The sequence below is a fragment of the Kineococcus sp. AC630 genome (assembly GCF_979255925.1).
Genome location: NZ_CEEDMJ010000012.1, coordinates 123,428 through 140,601, shown reverse-complemented (window position 1 = coordinate 140,601; position 17,174 = coordinate 123,428). Strand labels below are relative to the sequence as shown.

16 protein-coding genes are annotated in these 17,174 nt (G+C 73.1%); 8 read left to right on the top strand and 8 right to left on the bottom strand.

The genetic code is table 11. The features are described 5' to 3' along the window. Position 1: 1 nt before the first annotated feature. From AC0I8G_RS14420 to AC0I8G_RS14410, 3 genes are read right to left on the bottom strand one after another with little or no spacing between them, the layout of a single operon-like run. Positions 2–277 carry a PqqD family protein gene (locus tag AC0I8G_RS14420; protein WP_471730525.1) on the bottom strand — a complete coding sequence of 92 codons (276 nt, stop codon included), beginning with the start codon at positions 275–277 and terminating at the stop codon, positions 2–4. 43 nt (positions 278–320) lie between these two features. Beyond that, on the bottom strand, positions 321–2,219 hold the full coding sequence (locus AC0I8G_RS14415) for an ABC transporter ATP-binding protein (protein WP_471730524.1): 1,899 nt from the start codon (positions 2,217–2,219) through the stop codon (positions 321–323). Between the two features lie 23 nt (positions 2,220–2,242). Next, a complete protein-coding gene (locus tag AC0I8G_RS14410) occupies positions 2,243–3,079 on the bottom strand; it encodes a glycosyltransferase family 2 protein (protein ID WP_471730523.1) in 837 nt (278 codons plus the stop codon). Between the two features lie 123 nt (positions 3,080–3,202). Between AC0I8G_RS14410 and AC0I8G_RS14405 the strand changes: the two genes are divergently transcribed. Both AC0I8G_RS14405 and AC0I8G_RS14400 read left to right on the top strand, forming a co-directional pair. Further along, the gene (locus tag AC0I8G_RS14405) at positions 3,203–4,204 is read left to right on the top strand and encodes a glycosyltransferase family 2 protein (protein ID WP_471730522.1); all 1,002 of its coding nucleotides are present in this window, start codon (positions 3,203–3,205) and stop codon (positions 4,202–4,204) included. Beyond that, on the top strand, positions 4,201–5,364 hold the full coding sequence (locus AC0I8G_RS14400; RefSeq protein WP_471730521.1) for a glycosyltransferase: 1,164 nt from the start codon (positions 4,201–4,203) through the stop codon (positions 5,362–5,364). The genes AC0I8G_RS14405 and AC0I8G_RS14400 overlap by 4 nt, the downstream gene beginning before the upstream one ends. A gap of 21 nt (positions 5,365–5,385) precedes the next feature. Here AC0I8G_RS14400 and AC0I8G_RS14395 read toward each other — a convergent pair whose 3' ends face one another. After that, the gene (locus AC0I8G_RS14395) at positions 5,386–6,621 is read right to left on the bottom strand and encodes a glycosyltransferase family 4 protein (protein ID WP_471730520.1); all 1,236 of its coding nucleotides are present in this window, start codon (positions 6,619–6,621) and stop codon (positions 5,386–5,388) included. Further along, the gene (locus tag AC0I8G_RS14390) at positions 6,618–7,250 is read right to left on the bottom strand and encodes a dTDP-4-dehydrorhamnose 3,5-epimerase family protein (RefSeq protein WP_471730519.1); all 633 of its coding nucleotides are present in this window, start codon (positions 7,248–7,250) and stop codon (positions 6,618–6,620) included. The genes AC0I8G_RS14395 and AC0I8G_RS14390 overlap by 4 nt, the downstream gene beginning before the upstream one ends. A 125-nt stretch (positions 7,251–7,375) precedes the next feature. On the opposite strand from AC0I8G_RS14390, the gene rfbD reads away from it, so the two are divergent. The 4 genes from rfbD to AC0I8G_RS14370 are packed head-to-tail and all read left to right on the top strand — an operon-like array spanning position 7,376 to position 11,384. Then, positions 7,376–8,245 (top strand): dTDP-4-dehydrorhamnose reductase, encoded by an 870-nt coding sequence (gene rfbD / locus AC0I8G_RS14385; protein ID WP_380261329.1) that lies wholly within the window; start codon positions 7,376–7,378, stop codon positions 8,243–8,245. A 54-nt stretch (positions 8,246–8,299) separates the two neighbouring features. After that, positions 8,300–8,785: a hypothetical protein gene (locus tag AC0I8G_RS14380; RefSeq protein ID WP_471730518.1), complete on the top strand. Its 486-nt coding sequence runs from the start codon at positions 8,300–8,302 to the stop codon at positions 8,783–8,785. Continuing rightward, a complete protein-coding gene (locus tag AC0I8G_RS14375; protein WP_471730517.1) occupies positions 8,782–9,936 on the top strand; it encodes an HTTM domain-containing protein in 1,155 nt (384 codons plus the stop codon). The genes AC0I8G_RS14380 and AC0I8G_RS14375 overlap by 4 nt, the downstream gene beginning before the upstream one ends. Beyond that, entirely contained in the window at positions 9,933–11,384 is a 1,452-nt protein-coding gene (locus AC0I8G_RS14370) for a phytoene desaturase family protein (protein WP_471730516.1), read from the top strand. The genes AC0I8G_RS14375 and AC0I8G_RS14370 overlap by 4 nt, the downstream gene beginning before the upstream one ends. Before the next feature lies 1 nt (position 11,385). On the opposite strand, the gene rfbA is transcribed toward AC0I8G_RS14370, so the two are convergent. Further along, positions 11,386–12,261 (bottom strand): glucose-1-phosphate thymidylyltransferase RfbA, encoded by an 876-nt coding sequence (rfbA, locus tag AC0I8G_RS14365; protein WP_471730515.1) that lies wholly within the window; start codon positions 12,259–12,261, stop codon positions 11,386–11,388. A gap of 21 nt (positions 12,262–12,282) precedes the next feature. On the opposite strand from rfbA, the gene rfbB reads away from it, so the two are divergent. Further along, complete coding sequence (gene rfbB, locus AC0I8G_RS14360; RefSeq protein WP_471730514.1) at positions 12,283–13,272, top strand: dTDP-glucose 4,6-dehydratase; 990 nt, start codon at positions 12,283–12,285, stop codon at positions 13,270–13,272. Positions 13,273–13,354: 82 nt separating this feature from the next. On the opposite strand, the gene AC0I8G_RS14355 is transcribed toward rfbB, so the two are convergent. Both AC0I8G_RS14355 and AC0I8G_RS14350 read right to left on the bottom strand, forming a co-directional pair. Beyond that, complete coding sequence (locus AC0I8G_RS14355) at positions 13,355–14,296, bottom strand: glycosyltransferase (RefSeq protein WP_380261342.1); 942 nt, start codon at positions 14,294–14,296, stop codon at positions 13,355–13,357. A 210-nt stretch (positions 14,297–14,506) separates the two neighbouring features. Beyond that, positions 14,507–16,135: a dolichyl-phosphate-mannose--protein mannosyltransferase gene (locus AC0I8G_RS14350; protein ID WP_471730513.1), complete on the bottom strand. Its 1,629-nt coding sequence runs from the start codon at positions 16,133–16,135 to the stop codon at positions 14,507–14,509. A gap of 82 nt (positions 16,136–16,217) precedes the next feature. Between AC0I8G_RS14350 and rsmI the strand changes: the two genes are divergently transcribed. Next, on the top strand, positions 16,218–17,093 hold the full coding sequence (rsmI, locus tag AC0I8G_RS14345) for a 16S rRNA (cytidine(1402)-2'-O)-methyltransferase (protein ID WP_471730512.1): 876 nt from the start codon (positions 16,218–16,220) through the stop codon (positions 17,091–17,093). The last annotated feature ends 81 nt before the right edge of the window (positions 17,094–17,174 follow it).

Here is a 17,174-nt window from a genome sequence, read left to right as displayed (position 1 = left end):
GTCAGGTCGTCCGCAGCAGCGGGGCGCAGGAGTCCAGGAAGGCCTCGAGGTCGGCCTCGGCGCGGTCGGCGGGGACGTCGAAGGTGTCGGTCAGGCGGACCAGCAGGTCCGCCCGCGTGGTGCCCTCGACCAGGAGCGGCCACAGCGTGACCCCGGCTCCGGACACCGCGTGGTAGGTGGAGGTGGCGGTGTCGAGGACGACGATCTGGTCGTCGACCTCGTTCCACGCCAGCTCGTCCGCCCGGACCGCGACCAGTGACTGACCCCGTTCATTCACGAGCACAGAGTAAGTGCAGGACGACTCTCTGGCAGCGCGATCCTCACTGCGCTGCGTGACGCCCCGCACTCCCCGGGGGCAGACCCTCCGTCTGGTACGCCTGCGCCTGCAACGTGTACAGCTCCGCGTACAGCCCGCCCCGGGCCAGCAGCTCGTCGTGGGTCCCGGTGTCGTCGACACGTCCCTCGCGCAGCACCACGATCCGGTCGGCCTCGCGCACGCTGGAGAACCGGTGCGAGACGAGGACGACCGTCCGCCCCGCCATCAGCTCGCGGATCCCGGCGAAGAGTTCCGCCTCGGCGCGGGCGTCGAGGGCGGCGGTGGGTTCGTCGAGGATCACCAGGTCCGCCCCGCGGTAGAACGCCCGGGCCAGCGCCACCCGCTGCCACTGCCCGAGCGAGAGGTCGACCCCGCCGGGCAGTTCCGCGCTCAGCGGCGTCGCGTAGCCCGCCGGCAGCCGCCGCAGCAGGTCGTCGGCACCGGCCTGGCGGGCGGCCGCCGGCACCGCGGAGGCCTCGTCGCCGCGACCGGTCCGGCCCACGGCGATGTTCTCCTGCCCGCTGAACTGCCACTGCACGAAGTCCTGGAACACCACCGCGATCTGGTCGCGCACCGAGGTCTCGTCCAGATCCGCGACGTCCTCGCCGTTCCAGCGCACCGCACCGGAGTCCGGTCGCAGCAACCCGGCGATCAGCTTCGAGAGCGTCGTCTTCCCCGACCCGTTCTCCCCCACCAGGGCGACGACCTCACCGCGCCGGACCGACAGCGAGACCCCCTGCAGCGCCGGCCCGCCACCCTGCGGGTAGCCGAACACGACGTCGTCGACCCGCAGTTCCTCGAAGGCACCGGCCGCCGGTCCCGGAGGGCGGGCGGCCTCGGCGCCCAGCTCCAGGAACCCGTGCAGGTCGTCCAGGAACAACCCCGACTCCAGCACGTTCCCCACGCCGCTCGCCAGCGTCTGCAACCGCGACGCCAGCAACGGGGCCGCCGCACCGGCCGCCCCCGCGTCGGCCAGCGTCATCCGCCCCGAGTCCACCAGCCACAGCAGGATCGCCACCGTCGCGACGACGCTCGCCGCGGTGAGCACCTGGGCGAGCAGCGTCAACCGCATCCGCCGCCCGACGTGGGCCGTGAGGTCCTGCTGGTAGCGGTCGAGCAGGTCGTCGTAGCGCTCCCGGAGGTCACCGGCCAGGTCGTAGGCCCGCACCTCCTTGGCCTCGCGGCGACCCGTCAGCGCGGAGCGCACGTAGGTCCGGACCCGGTAGGCGGTCGCCTGCCCGACGGCGAAGTCGAACTCGAGGCGTCCCCCGCGACGGGTGAGCAGGAGCAGCGGGACCCCCGCGAGGACCAGGACCGGCAGCAGCACGGGCTGGATCGTCCAGAGTGCGATCACCAGCCCGACCGACCCCACGAGACCACCGAGGATCCCCACGAGGCCCTGCGCGACACCGACCGGACGCGACACGGCGTTCGTCGTCACCCGTTGCAGCCGGTCGTAGAACGCGGGGTCGTCGAAGCGGTCGAGACCCACCCGGGTCGTGGTGTTCAGCACCCGGTCCCAGACCGCGCGCTGCACGGCCTCCGAGAGCAGCCGCATCCGCTGCCCGCGCACCGCCCCCGCCAGCCCGGCGAGCAGGCTCACCCCGGCCAGCGTCACCAGCGGGCCCGCGGCGGCCCGCAGCAGATCGCCTTCAGCGCCGCTCGTCGCGCCGCTCGCCGCGACGTTCGCCGCGCCGCCCCCACCGCCCAGGACGCGGGTCAGGGCCTCGCGCCCCACCAGCACCTGCACCGCGACCAGGGCCGACCCCAGCAGCTGCACGCCGAAGATCAGGACCAGGTCGCGGCGGCGGGCGCTCCAGCACAACCGCAGCGCCTCGACCACCAGCGTCGGCAACGACCCGAGCCGGCGCCGACGGGAACGGCGCTCGCGGGCGATGCTCACCGCGTCCACCCGTGGTGCGGTGCTCAGCGGTACTTCACCGCCGCCGCGGCCCGTCCGTAGCGCATGTAGAACGCCCCGACGACGTAGGCCGCGCGACTGCGGGGCCCCGACAGCTCCCGGGCCCGGAGCGCCCGCAGGACCGACCCCATCGGGGGGGCGAAGGCCTTGAGCGACAACTCACCCGGCGGGTTCTCGCCCGCGCGGACGCGCAACTGCCGACCGTGCTGGACCCGGCACAGCTTCTTCCACGCCTCGGCGTAGGACTCCCGCGCGGGGTGGGCGACGACGGCGTCGTCGACGTAGGTGAGGGGGAAACCCGCGGCCACGGCCCGGCCGCACCACTCGGCGTCCCCGCCGGAGGGGAGGTCGGCGTTGAACGGGCCGACGACGTCGAGGACCTCGCGCGGGACGACGATGTTCGCGGTGACGGCGAAACCCCGCGGGACGGTGCGGTCCTGGCGGAAGGCGTTGACGACCTCGAAGGCCTCGACGGGGTGCGGGCGGGTGTCGTCGCGGGCGTAGACGCGGACACGGCCGGCGACGACCTTCGCGCCGGCCTCGATCGCCCGCAGCGCACCCGAGATCCACCCCGGGTCGGGCAGGGTGTCGGAGTCGGTGAAGGCGAGCACGTCGCCCTTCGCCACCGCGAGCGCCGCGTTGCGCGCGGCGTAGGAGCCGGGGCGGGTCTCGACGAGGAACTCCACCCGGGGGTCGAGGTCGGCGACCTGGCGCTGCGGGTGGGCGGAACCGTTGTCGGCGACGATCACGTGCAGGGCGTCGGCCGGGTGGTCCTGCGCGAGGACGGCGCGGACGCAGTCGATCAACCGGGGATCGTCCTTGGTGGGGACGATGACGTCCACGGACCGGATGTTCGTGGACCTGGGGTTCGAGCTGTTCACGGGGTCGTCGCTCCTCTCGCTCGTCGCCGCATGGTTGCACACGCTTCGTTGCGCTCAGATGACCTGGCGTAGCATCCTCGCGCCGTGACCCCGCCCGATCAGACGACCCGTGACCCTTCCGAACCCGGCCGTCTCCCCGGGGGCCTCCCGAGGGTCTCCGTCGTCGTGCCCGTGCACGACGGCACCGCCCTCCTGCGCACCTGCGTGCAGGCCCTCCTCGCGCAGGACTACCCGGGCGACCTGATCGAGGTCCTCGTCGTCGACAACGCCTCCACCGAGGACGTCGCCGCCGCGTTGCCGCCCGACCCCCGGGTCCGGTTGCTGCACGAACCGGTTCCGGGTTCCTACCGCGCCCGCAACGCCGCCCTGCCCCACGTCCGCGGGGAGGTCGTGGCCTTCACCGACGCCGACTGCCGGCCGCACCCGGACTGGATCACCCGAGGGGTGGCCGCGCTGCGTTCGCAGCCCGACGTCGCGATGGTCGGCGGCCGCGTCGACCTGGTGTTCCGGGAGGGGCGCCCGGTGACGGCCTGGGAGGTCTACGAGGCGGCGCACGCGTTCCCGCAGCGCGACTACCTGGCCAAGCAGCACTTCGCCGTCACCGCCAACGTCCTCACCTGGCGCACGACCCTCGACGAGGTCGGGGGTTTCGACGCCCGCCTCGCCTCCCGCGGTGACGCGGAGTGGGGCCAGCGGGTCGCGCACAGCGGTGGGAAGCAGGTCTACGCCGACGACGCGGTCGTCGACCACCCGGCCCGCGCGACGTGGAAGGAGATGTGCGGCAAGACGTTGCGGGTGGCCCGGGGCCGTCGCGACGTCGACGTCTCCCGTTCCCGCGGCCGTCGCCACTTCCTCGGTGTCGCCGCGGCCCACGTCCGGCTCGGGGCGGTGGGCCTGGCCCGTCCGGCCGCGGCGAAGGAGTTCCGCCCGACCCCGGCCGCGACGCTCCGCTACGTCGCGGCGTACTCCACCGCGCGTGTCCTGTTCGTCGGGGTGAACCTCGCGACCGGTCTGCGCCCCCGGTCGGGACCGCGCAGCGTCGAGCTCCCCGAACCCGTCGTGAACTCCCAGGAGGTGGGCCGGTGAGCGGTCAGGACGTGGTGTTCTACGGCAGCAGTCCCTGGGACGAGACGTGGCTCACCGAGCACTACCTCGCCGAGGCGTTGAGCCGCGACGGCCGCGTCCTCTTCGTCGACCCGGCGTTCAGCGTCCTGACGGTGCTGAGGCGCCGGCGCGGGGTGCGGGCCGTGCGCGGCGTCGTGGAACTCCTGGCCCGTCCGACGCGGACCGAGGGTGAGGTCACGGTCGTGCGCACCTCGTCGCTGCCGAAGAAGGAGAACGCCCTGGTCCGCCGCGCCTCGGCGCCGTGGCGACGCGCGCAGGTGGCGCGTGCGGTGAAGGCGGCCGGGCTCGACGTCGGCGTCGTGGTGACCGCGGCGGCCTTCGACGACAGCACCTGGATCCCGCGCGGCGCGGTGAAGGTCGCCATCGTCAAGGACTGGCTGGAGGCCGGTGCGCACCTCACGGGGTTGTCGGCGCAGGTGATCCGCGAACGCCAGCGACGCACCTGGGAGATCGCCGACGTGGTCTGCGCGATCTCGACGCGGCTGGTCGCCCGACTGGCCGAGGAGGGGGTCACGGCCCGCCTGCTGCGCCACGGGTCCCTCGCGGGACGTTTCGGATCGACTGCGGCGCAGTCGGTTCCCGAACCCCTGGAACGTTTCCCGCGGCCGCTGATCGGGGCCGTCGGCCGGGTCGACTCACGCTGGGACCACACCGCGCTGGCCGAGGTCGCCGACCGGAACCCCGGGGGTTCCGTCCTGCTCATCGGCCCGGTCAGCCAACGGATCGACCGCGCGGAGCTCGACGCCCTGCTGCGGCGCCCGAACGTCCACCTGCTCCCGCCGGTGCCGAACACGGAGGTTCCCGCCTGGGTCGAGGCGCTGGACTGCAGCACCGTCCCCTACGTCGACGACCCGTGGCAGCAGTACGCGTCGCCGCTGAAGATCTGGGACTACCTGCGCGCCGGGACCCCCATCGCGGCGACGGGCTGCCCGGCGCTGGGGGAGTTCCCGGAGGGGCTGGTGCACTTCTCGCTGCCCTCGCGCGACCTGCCGAAGCTCGTCGAGGCCGCGCTCGCGGAACCCGCCCGGACGCGCGCGGAACGCCGGACCTACGCCGCGGCGAACACCTGGGACGACCGGGCGGCGCAGCTGCGGGAGATCGTGGCGGAGACCGCGCGCTGACCCGTCGTCGTGACCCGCGGGTCAGGCCGGGTGGCCGGCCCGCGGGTGACGGGGCAGGAAGTCGGGCAGGTCGGTCACGTCGGCGGCGAACGGGCCGCCGAGTTCCAGACCGCGCACCAACCGGGCGGCCAGCGCCGACCACGTGAACAGCGGCGAGCGGGCCGCGGCCCGGGCGCCCGTCCCGGCCGCCACCACGGGGTCGGCGAAGCGCAGCATGGCCGCGTGGACGGCGTCGGTGTCGGTGGGTTCCACGACGACCCCACCGTCGCCGATGAAGTCCGCGGAACCCCCGTTGGAACCGCCGATGCTGGGCAGTCCGGCGGCGGCGGCCTCGGTGAACACGACCCCTGCGGGTTCGTACAGCGACGGCATCACGAAGCAGGTGGCGTCGTCGAACAACTGCTGCAGGCGGGCCCGCCCGGCGGGTTCCCGGCGCGGGATCCTCCCGTGCGTGCGCACCCCGGGGGCCGAGATCGGCGGGTGCCCGCCGACGACGTCGAGGGTCGCGTCGGGGTGCACCGCCCGGACCCGCGCGAACGCCTCGAGCACTCGCGGTCCGTTCTTGCGGGTGAAGTCCAGCCCGACGAAGAGGTAGCGCGGGGGCGTCTGCTCGCGCGCCGGCGTCCGGGGCTGTTCGTGGGTCCCCGCCCCGACGACGCGGACGTGCTCGGCGGGGACGCCGTAGTCCTGCTCGGCGGAGTCCGCGGCCCAGCTGCTGGTCATGCAGCACGTCGTCGCGGAGCGGTAGACGCGGGTCTGCAGCGCCAGGCGGGAGTCGACGTCGCGGCGGCGCATCGTCTCCCAGTTGACGTAGGGGTAGCGCAGCGCCTGCGCGACGGTCATGTCGTCGTAGACGACCCGGGGCAGCGCCGTCCGGACCTCGTACCCGCCGCCGAGCTGGACGACGCCGTGCAGGCCCTCGAGCCGGTCGAGGCGTCGCTGACCGGTGACCGTGCGCCCGGCGGCCAGGTGCGCCCCGACGAGGGCGGCGCTGTAGCCGCGCTGGAACCGTTCGCGCGCCGGGCGTCCGGCGCCGCCGCCGCGGTGCAGCGGGGCCAGCGCGGCCGCCGCGTAGCGTTCGACCTTCGCCCCGGGCCGGACGTCGACGGGCACGACGTCGACCCCCCAGCCGCGCAGGCCCTGCAGCACGCCGTAGGGCGTGCCCGAGCGCACGGTCGGGTCGGTGGCGTCACCGGGGAAGAGGACGGCCAGCCGCAGCCCCCGCAGCGGCTGCTGCGCGTGGTGCTCGGCGGTCACCGGGCCACCGCCTCGCCGCGCAGTCCGGCGACGTGGTCGGCGACGACGTCGGCCCGGGGCAGGGCGCCCTCGGCCAGCGCCTGCGCCAGCGAGGGGGCCTGCTCGTCCTTGCCGGACAGCGTCAGCTCCAGCGGACGGCCGTCGCGGCCTTCGGTCGGCCACGCGATGGCGAGGTCCGGGTCCAGCGGGTGGATGCCGTGCTCGCGGTCGGGGGCGTAGCCCTCCGAGCACAGGTAGACGACCGTCGAGCCGTCCGCGAGGGAGAGGAACGCGTGCCCGAGCCCCTCGGAGAGGTAGACCGCGCGGCGGTCCACGTCGTCGAGCAGGACGGAGTCCCACCGCCCGAACGTCGGTGATCCGACCCGCAGGTCGACGATCACGTCGAGGACCGCGCCGGCCGCGCAGAACACGTACTTCGCCTGTCCCGGAGGGACATCGGCGTAGTGCACACCGCGCAGGACCCCGGCCGCCGAGACGGAGCAGTTCGCCTGGGCGAGGTTCAGGCCGTGGCCGAGCGCGGCGGTGAAGGCGGGTTCCTTGAACCACTCCATGAACGTTCCGCGGTCGTCGCCGAACTGGCGGGGGGTGATCTCCCAGGCGCCGGGGATGCTCAGTTCGCGTGTCTGCACGTGGCGGACCCTATCCGCTCGTCCGGAGCAGGCGGAGGGCTGTGCGTGACATCACGGTCACCGTAGGGTGTCGCCCGAGAACGCCCGCGAGGCCGGGAGTTCCGAACTCAGATACGGGGGACCGCGTGCGCTGGATCGTGGCGGGAGCGGGCGGGATGCTCGGCACCGACGTCGTGGAGGTGCTGCGCGCGGCGGGGCACGAGGTCGTCGGACTCACCCGGGCCGAGGTCGACGTGACCGACGTCGAGGCCTGCCGTCGGGTCGTCGGGGCCGTGGGGGCTGTCGACGTCCTGGTGAACTGCACCGCGCACACGGCCGTCGACGCGGCCGAGTCCGAGGAGGGTGCCGCGTTCGCGGTGAACGCGGTCGGAGCCCGGAACCTGGCCCTGGCCGCACGGGACGCCGGTGCCCGGTTCCTGCACGTCTCCACCGACTACGTCTTCGACGGCGAGGCCGACGAGCCCTACGCTCCCGACGCGCTGCCGGCCCCGCGGGGAGCCTACGGACGCACCAAGGCCGCGGGGGAGTGGGCGGTGCGGGCCAGCGGGGCCGACGCCCTGGTCGTGCGGACGGCCTGGCTCTACGGCGAGCACGGAGGGTGCTTCCCCAAGACCATGGTCACCGTCGGGCGGGCCCGCGGGGCGCTGTCGGTGGTCGACGACCAGGTCGGGCAGCCGACCTGGACCCGGGACGTGGCGCAGCTGCTGCTGCGGCTCGTGGCGGCGCAGGCCCCGGCGGGGACCTACCACGCGGTGGCCGCGGGTCGGTGTTCGTGGTTCGACTTCGCCGGGGCGGTGCTGGCCTCCGCCGGCCTCGACGCCGTGGAGCTGAAACCCACCACGAGCGCGGAGTTCGTGCGTCCCGCCCCCCGCCCGTCGTTCTCGGTCCTGTCCACCGCGAACCTGCCCGGGGTGGGGGTCGAGCCGATCGGGGACTGGCGCGAGCGCTGGGACGTCGCCGCTGCGACCGTCCTGGCCGACGGGGAAGTTCTCTAGAACTTCTTCCCGAAAAGCGGGTCGTGACGCACAGTCGCGTCCTATGGTCGGCGCGTGACGAACTCGCCCTCCGCGTCGCCCACCCGGCGTCGCGCGGTCCGTACCGTCTTCGTGCTCGCCCTGTGCGCGCTCCCGGTCCAGGTGGTGGTCCGGGAGGTCGTGGGGGAGCCCTACCCCGGTCTCTACCAGCCCTCGTTCGGGGGTGTCCCCCTGACGGGGGGCGAGGCGACGACCACCGACGCGGTGGTCACGCTCGACTACGCCGACGGACGCACCCGGGCGATGTCCATGGCCGATGCGTTGCCGCCCACCGGGATCCTGCCGCGGTACGTCTTCAGCCGGGGTTTCCGCGACCAGGCCACCGCCGACGACCCCCGGACGGTCGCGTGGTTGCAGGAACGCTTCGCCGACGACCCCGGCGGTCCGGTCACGGGTTTCGACGTCCAGTGGCAGCAGGTCGGTTACTCCGTCACCGACGGCTCCCGCCGCGTCCTCTCCGACGGCCGCCACGTGCACGTCGACCTCGGGGGGACCCGGTGAGCAGCGTGTCCCGCGGCGTGTCCCGCGGCGCTGAGGTCTTCGACCGGTGGGTCTCCCGCGGTGACGCCACCCCGCGCGACCTGGGGATCTACCGCATCGTCTTCGCGCTGCTGATCCTGCTGTCCCCCCCGAGCTTCCGCTGGGTCTCCCAGTTCCCCGACTCCTTCGTCAACGGCCCGGCCGGACCGTTCGCGTTGCTGCACCGCGTCCCCCCGGACGGTGTGCTGCTGGGCCTGGAACTCCTGGTCGGGACCTGCGCGGGGTTCCTGCTGGTGGGGTTGTTCACCCGCACCGCCTCGATCGTGCTGGCCCTCGCCCTGGTGGGCGGGTACGGGACCGTCTACAGCCTGGGCAAGATCGACCACACCATCTTCCTCGTCATCGTCCCGGTGCTGCTCGCGTTCGCGCGCTGGGGCGACGCGGTGTCGGTCGACGCCCTGCGGCGGGGAGCGGGCGCTCCGGCCGCCGAGACCCCGCAGTGGCCGCTGCGCCTGCTCGCCCTGCTCGTCGGCCTGGGGTTCCTGACGGCCGCCGTCCCGAAGGTGCTCAGCGGCTGGCTGGACCCGCGAACCCATGCGGTGCAGGGGGTCATGTTCACCCAGTACTACGTCAACGACCGGACGGACCTGTTCGCCGGGCACTTCATCGGTCTGCACGACGGGGTCTTCTGGGAATCCGTCGACGTCGCCACCGTGCTGCTCGAGGGCCTGCTCGTGCTCACCGTCCTGAACTGGCGCTGCTGGCGGGTCGGGATCGCGATCGCCTCGCTCTTCCACCTCGGCGTGCTGCTGATGATGAACATCGGGTTCTCCGGCAACGTCGTCACCTACGCCGCGTTCGTGCTCTGGGCCCGGTCGCCGCTGCTGCGGTGGGAGGTCCCCCGGGCCACTGCGGCGCAGCGCCTGGCGGCCCGCCCCGGATCCGCCCGGCTCACCCCCGTCGCGGCAGGGGTGCTCGCCCTGGCGCTGGGGGTCGGCGCGGTGCTGCGCCCGGAGGCGTGGGCGGTCCCGCGGCTCAACCAGGTCGTCGTCGTCGTGGGCGCGGCGCTCGCGCTCTGGTACCTGGTGCACGTGGCCAGGGACCTGCTCGGTCGCCTCCGCGGTGGCCGTACGGTGAGCGTCGTGGACGAATCCGCCGGAGTCAGACCGTGATCGGACGCGCGACCGTCGTCGGGGCGGGACCCAACGGGTTGTCCGCGGCCGTGCTGCTGGCCCGCGCCGGGCTGGAGGTCACCGTCCTCGAGGCCGCCGACAGCATCGGTGGTGGGGTCCGCAGCGCGGAACTCCTCGGCCCGGGGGTCGTCAGCGACCTCGGGTCCGCCGTGCACCCCTTCGGCGTGGCGAGCCCGTTCTTCCAGAGCCTGCCGCTGGAGCGGCACGGGCTGCGGTGGCTGCACGGCCGCTACCCCCTCGGCCACCCCCTCGACGACGGCCCCGCCGGGCTGCTCGAGGGCGACCTCGACGCGACGGCGCGGGAACTCGGCCGGGACGGCGCCGCCTGGAAGGCGCTCTTCGCCGGGCCCGTGAAGCACTGGGAGTCCCTCGTCCCCCAGGTCATGGGTCCGTTGCTGCGGGTGCCGGCCGACCCGCTCGTGCTCGGCGGGTTCGGGGTGAAGTCGGTCTGGCCGGCGAACCTGGTGAACCGCACGCTCTTCCGCGAGGACCGGGCCCGGGCCCTGTTCGCCGGGATGGCCGCGCACGCCCTGCAGCCGCAGAGCCGTCCGCTCACGGCGGCGTTCGGGATGCTCTTCGGGGCCGCAGCCCACGCCACCGGGTGGCCGGTGCCCCAGGGGGGCGCCCAGGCCATCGCGACCGCGCTCGCGGCCGAGCTCGCCGAGCACGGGGGCACCGTCCTGCTGAACCACCCCGTGCGGACCCTGGGGGACCTGGAGGTCGCCGGGGCCGCGGACGTGACGCTGCTCGACCTGACCCCGCGCCAGCTGTTGCGCATCGCCGGCACCGCGTTGCCGCCCCGCTACGCGGCGCAGATGCGGCGCTGGACCTACGGCGCGGGCGCGCACAAGGTCGACTACCTGCTCGACGGGCCCGTCCCGTGGCGCGATCCGCGGCTCGCCGGGGCCGTCACGGTGCACCTCGGCGGGAGCGCGGCGCAGGTCGCGGCGGCCGAGGACGACGTCGCCCGCGGGCGCCACCCGGACCGGCCCTTCGTGCTCGTCGCCCAGCAGGACGTCGCCGATCCCGGCCGGGCACCGTCCGGGCAGCACGTGGTGTGGGCCTACGGGCACACGCCGCAGGGGTCGACCGACCGCGGCACGGGGGAACGGATCGACCGCCAGTTCGAGCGCTTCGCGCCGGGGTTCCGCGACCGGGTCCTCGCCCGGGTCGAGACGACGCCGGCGGCGTTGGAGGAGCAGAACGCCAACCTGGTCGGGGGCGACGTCGGGGGCGGTGCGCTGACCCTGCGTCAGCAGGTCTTCCGGCCGGTCCTCGGTCTGGACCCGTACTCGACCCCGCTGGAGGGGGTCTACCTGTGCTCCTCCGCGACCCCGCCCGGCGGCGGGGTCCACGGCATGTGCGGTTTCCACGCCGCCACCCGGGCGCTCACCGACCTCGCCCGGCGGCGCCGCACCGGGCACTGACTCAGGCGTGCCGGCCGCGGGCCAGCAGTTCCAGCAGGTAGCTGCCGTACCCGCTCTTGACCATCGGGCGGGCGCGTTCCTCGAGCTCGGCGTCGTCCAGCCAGCCGTGGCGCCAGGCGACCTCCTCGGGGCAGCCGATCTTGAGCCCCTGACGGGCCTCCAGCGTGCTGACGTAGTTCCCGGCGGCCAGCATCTGGTCGAACGTCCCGGTGTCCAGCCAGGCCGTCCCGCGCGGCAGCACCTCGACCTGGAGCTGACCGCGTTCGAGGTAGGTCCGGTTCACGTCGGTGATCTCGAGTTCCCCGCGCGGGGACGGTTGCAGGGCCTTGGCGATCTCGACGACGTCGGAGTCGTAGAAGTAGAGCCCGGGGACGGCGAAGTTGCTCCTGGGGGCGGTGGGCTTCTCCTCCAGCGACAGCGCCTGCCCGGCGTCGTCGAACTCCACGACGCCGTAGGCGGTGGGGTCGCCGACCCAGTACGCGAAGATCGCGCCGCCCGTGAGGCCGTCGAAGCGGCCGAGCTGGTTGCCCAGGCCGGGGCCGTAGAAGATGTTGTCCCCCAGGACCAGGCCGACGGTGTCGGAACCCACGAACTCGTCCCCGATGACGAACGCCTGGGCGAGACCGTCGGGAGAGGGCTGGACGGCGTACTGGAGGTTCACGCCGAACTGCGAACCGTCGCCCAGCAACCGCCGGAACCCGTCGGCGTCGTGCGGGGTGGTGATGACCAGGACGTCCTGCACACCGGCCAGCATCAACGTCGAGAGCGGGTAGTAGATCATCGGTTTGTCGTAGACCGGGACGAGCTGCTTGCTGACCCCCCGGGTGATGGGGTGCAGTCGCGTGCCGGATCCACCGGCGAGGATTATTCCGCGCATGACACCGTAGTATGTCGGTCCATGAGACTTCTGGTCACCGGCGGTGCAGGTTTCATCGGCAGCCACTACGTGCGGTCCGCCCTGACGGGGGTGCACGGGGCCACGGGGATCGACTCGCTCGTCGTCCTGGACAAACTCACCTACGCCGGCAACCCGCGCAACCTGGACCCGGTGGCCGGTGACCCCCGGTTGGAACTGGTCGAGGCCGACATCACCGACGCGGCCGCGGTCGACGCGCTGATGGCTCGCGCGGACGTCGTCGTGCACTTCGCCGCCGAGAGCCACGTTGACCGATCCATCGACGGCGCAGCGGGTTTCGTCCACACGAACGTCGTGGGGACCCAGGTCCTGCTGGACGCCGCGGTGCGTCACGACGTCGACAAGTTCGTGCACGTCTCCACCGACGAGGTCTACGGCACGATCCCCGAGGGTTCCTGGCCCGAGGACCACCCGCTGGAACCGAACAGCCCCTACTCGGCCTCGAAGGCCTCCAGCGACCTGCTGGTGCGGTCGTTCCACCGCACGCACGGGTTGCCGGCCTGCATCACCCGTTGCTCGAACAACTACGGCCCGTACCAGTTCCCCGAGAAGGTCATGCCGTTGTTCATCACGAACCTGATGCGCGGCGGGACGGTTCCGCTGTACGGCGACGGCCTCAACGTCCGCGACTGGTTGCACGTCGACGACCACTGCCGCGGGATCCAGCTCGTCGTCGACGGCGGTCGTCCCGGGGAGGTCTACAACATCGGCGGTGGGACGGAACTCACCAACCGCGAACTCACCGAACGGATCCTCGAAGCGTTCGGGGCCGGCTGGGAACGCGTCCGCGAGGTCGAGGACCGCAAGGGCCACGACCGCCGCTACTCGGTCGACATCTCGAAGATCTCGGCCGAACTCGGCTACACCCCTCAGCACTCCTTCGACGAGGGTCTGGCCGAGACGGTCCAGTGGTACCGCGACCACGAGGCCTGGTGGGCCCCGCTGCTCGAGAAGGTCTCCACCGCGAGGTGAGGTGAGACCCGGAGGTCGGTTCCCCCCGCGGGTCATCGACCTCCGGGTCGGTTCCCGGGTGACGCGGACGTCACGGTGGAACTCAGAGCACCAGCGGCCGGGCGTCCTCACGGAGGTTCACGACACTGCTGGCGGCCAGGACCAGGTCCTCCGGGGTGACCGCGTCGGCCTCGCGCACGACGGCGAGGCCGCGGTGCTTGAGCATGTCGGCGATCTGTTCCTGGTGGTCGTCGACGTGTTCGGAGAACTCGGCCCGCCGGGGGATGAGGACCGGGAGCTTGCCGGCCCCGAGAGCCTCCAGGGCGACACCCGTCCCGGCGTGGGCGATGACCAGGTCGGCTTCGCGCATCGCCGCGGACAGTTCCTGGGCGGGAACCGCGGGACGGGGGTCGAGCACCGGCAGGCCGGTGGTGTCGGTGGTCCCGGTCTGCCAGAGGACCTCGGCCCCCAGGTCCTGCAGGAGGGGGGCGATGCTCTCGACGAGACGGCGGAAGCCGTAGGTCCGGGAGGTCCCGAGGGAGACCACGACCTTGGACACCTTGCGGCGTTCCGGCAGCTGCTCCGGCTCCCAGCCGTCGAAGACCGAGCCGGCGTACTTCCACTTCTTGGAGGCCCAGGAGGCGTTCTGCGTGTAGAGCTCGACGCCGGGGATCCTGGCCAGGAGCCGGCCGCTGAGGCTCGGTCCGTGGGTGCGGGTCGCGCTCTCGATGTAGTACGTCTTCGTCCCGTGCAGGCGGGCCTGCGGCAGGACGGAGACGGCGAGGCTGGAGCCGGTGCTGACGACGGCCGAGATGCGTCCGCGGCGGAACAGCGACGAGGCGAGGACCGCGTTGTGCAGCGCGGCCCGCAGGTCGCGGGTCGGCCCGGGTTTCACCCACAGCACGTCCTCGCCCTCCAGGAGGGACAGGGACTGCGGGGTGGGGACCGTGACCCAGCGGAAGGCGTCAGCGATGGGCAGCCGCTTGGCGAGCGACTTGAGCTGAGCCAGGTGTCCGCCGTCATTGGCTACGAGAAGTGCAGTCATGGGCGTCCTCGGGATCGCGGTCGCCCGGACGGGCGAACCTGTGACGAACCGCACCCTAGCGAGTGCTGAGCGTGACCGCTAGGAGGCGATCGTCACACTTCCGCCGTACCGCGCGCACTCGAAGAGCTGATCGTCGTTGCCCGATCGTGATCGAATCCTCGAGAAGTGCAGGTCAGGTGCCCTGCCGCAACCCTTTGACGAAGCGGCCGGTCAGATCCAGCTCGGCAGCCACATCCGCCGGCTCCAGGACTCGTAGGGGATGACCTGGGCCGTGTAGACCGGCCAGAAGAAGGCGAAGCAGGCGACGGCGAGCACCACGACCGCACCCGCCACCGCAGCGCCCCCGCGCCGCCGCCACAACGCCGCCTCGACGGCGACGCCCCGGCGCAGCACGGCGGTGCTGGGGTCGGGGCCGAGGACCAGGCCCAGCACGTGGACCACCGCCAGCACCACGAACGGGACGAAGACGACGGCGTAGAAGGTGAAGATCGTCCGGTGCTGGTACTGGAACCACGGCAGGTAGGCGCCGGCGTACCCCGCGAGGATCGCCCCCGCCCGCCAGTCGCGGCGGAAGAACCAGCAGAAGAGGAGGACGAGCAGCGCGAGGAGCCCGGCCCACCAGATCACGGGGTTGCCCAGCGAGGTGATGGCCTTCGAGCAGTTGTCGACCGAGCAGCCCTCCACGCCCGACGTCTTGGCCTCGTAGAAGAAGGACGTCGGACGTCCCTGCACGAGCCACGACCACGGGTTGGCGGAGTAGGGGTGGGGGGAGTCCAGACCGACGTGGAAGGCGTAGGCCTGCTGGTGGTAGTGCCACAGGCTCCGCAGGGCGTCCGGGACGATCCCGCCGGCCCCCCGGGAGGGGTGCACCTCGCCCCACTGCCGGTCCCAGCCGGCGTCGCTGCGGAACCAGCCCACCCACGAGGCCAGGTAGGTGGCGACCGCGATCGGGACCATCAGCACGAACGCGCCGATCCCGTCCCGCCAGAGCGCGGCGGGCAACCAGGGCCGCACCCCCACGGCCCGCCGGGCCCCGGCGTCCCAGAAGACGGTCATGACCCCGAAGACCGCGAGCACGTAGACGCCCGACCACTTCACCCCGCAGGAGAGTCCCAGGCTCACCCCGGCGGCCAGCCGCCAGCCGCGGAAGCCGATCCGCGGGCCGAGCCCGTCCACCCCGTGCACGACGACGGCCCGGGCGAGGCGCTCGCGCGCGTGGTCCCGGTCGATCAGCAGCAGGGCGAAGGCGACGAGCACCCACCACATGAGGAAGACGTCGAGGAGGCTGGTGCGGCTCTCGACGAAGTGCTCACCGTCCACGGCCAGCAGGACGGAGGCCGTGACCCCGAGCAGCGTGGAGCGGAACATGCGCCGCGCGATCCGGCCGATCAGCAGGATCGACAGCGTCCCGATGAGCGCCGCGGAGAAGCGCCAGCCGAAGGAGGAGTCGATGCCGAACAGCCACTCCCCGAACGCGATCATCCACTTCCCGACCGGCGGGTGGACGACGAAGTCACCCTCGGTGCCGAAGACGTTCGGGGCCCCGTGGGTGAAGAGCTCGTCCGGCTTCGCGATGCTCGAGTCGTTGCGCAGCTCCACCCCGTGCAGCAGCAGCGAGTACGCCTGCTTCACGTAGTACGTCTCGTCGAAGACGAGCTGGTGGGGGCGGCCGAGCTGGAAGAAGCGGAGGAAGCCGCCGATCGCGGTGACCAGCAGCAGCGGCAGCCAGGCCCGACGCCAGGACTCCCCGGTGATCTCCGAGGAGGTTCCCAGCAGCCGTTCGCGGGCATCGCCCGGACCCGGTGCGCGGGGCGTGGCGACGGTGTCCACCGCGCTCACGCGGGACCTGCCTGCTGCTTCGCGATCATCGATCCATCGTAGGCACGCAGGATCGCCCCCGCGGGTACGGCACGATGGCGCGGTGAGCGGGGACAGCGGTACGGGACGACTGGTGCTCGCGGGGACCCCGATCGGCAACGCCGGGGACGCGACCCGGCGGCTGGTCGACCTGCTGGAGACCGCCGACGTGATCGCCGCGGAGGACACCCGCCGGCTGCACCGCCTGGCCGGGGCGCTGGAGATCACCCCGCGCGGTCGCATCCTGAGCTACCACGAGCACAACGAGACCGAGCGGACCCCGGAGCTCGTCGACGCCGTGCGCCAGGGCTCGGTCGTCGCGCTGGTGACCGACGCCGGCATGCCCTCGGTGTCCGACCCGGGCTACCGGCTGGTGCGCGGGTGCGTGGACGCGGGACTCCCGGTGACGGTCGTCCCGGGACCGTCGGCGGTGCTGACGGCCCTCGCGGTGTCGGGTCTGCCCAGCGACCGGTTCGCCTTCGAGGGCTTCGCCCCGCGCAAGCCGGGGGAGCGGGCCCGGGTCTTCGCCGACCTCGCCCAGGACCCGCGGACCCTGCTCTTCTTCGAGTCCCCGCACCGCACCGGGGCCACGCTCGCCGCGATGGCCGAGGCGTTCGGGGCGGACCGGCCGGCCGCGGTGTGCCGGGAACTGACCAAGACCTACGAGGAGGTCGTGCGCGGGACGCTGGCCGAACTGGCGGTCTGGGCCCAGGGCGAGGTCCGCGGCGAGGTGTGCCTGGTCGTCGCGGGTTCCACCGGCCCGCAACGGGTCCCCGAGGTGGGGGAACTGGTGGAGGAGGTGTCCGAACTCGTGCGGTCCGGGTACCGGATGAAGGACGCCGTGAAGGTCACTGCCGGTCGCCACGGAGTTTCCGGGCGCGAGTTGTACGACGCGGTCACCCTGCGGCGCCGGGCAGGGGCTCCGACGACCCCGAACTGACCACGGAGAGTAGTGTCACCGCCGTTCACCCGATCGCCGCACCGGAGTGGACGACCCAGTTGACACCGGGGACCGCCGAAG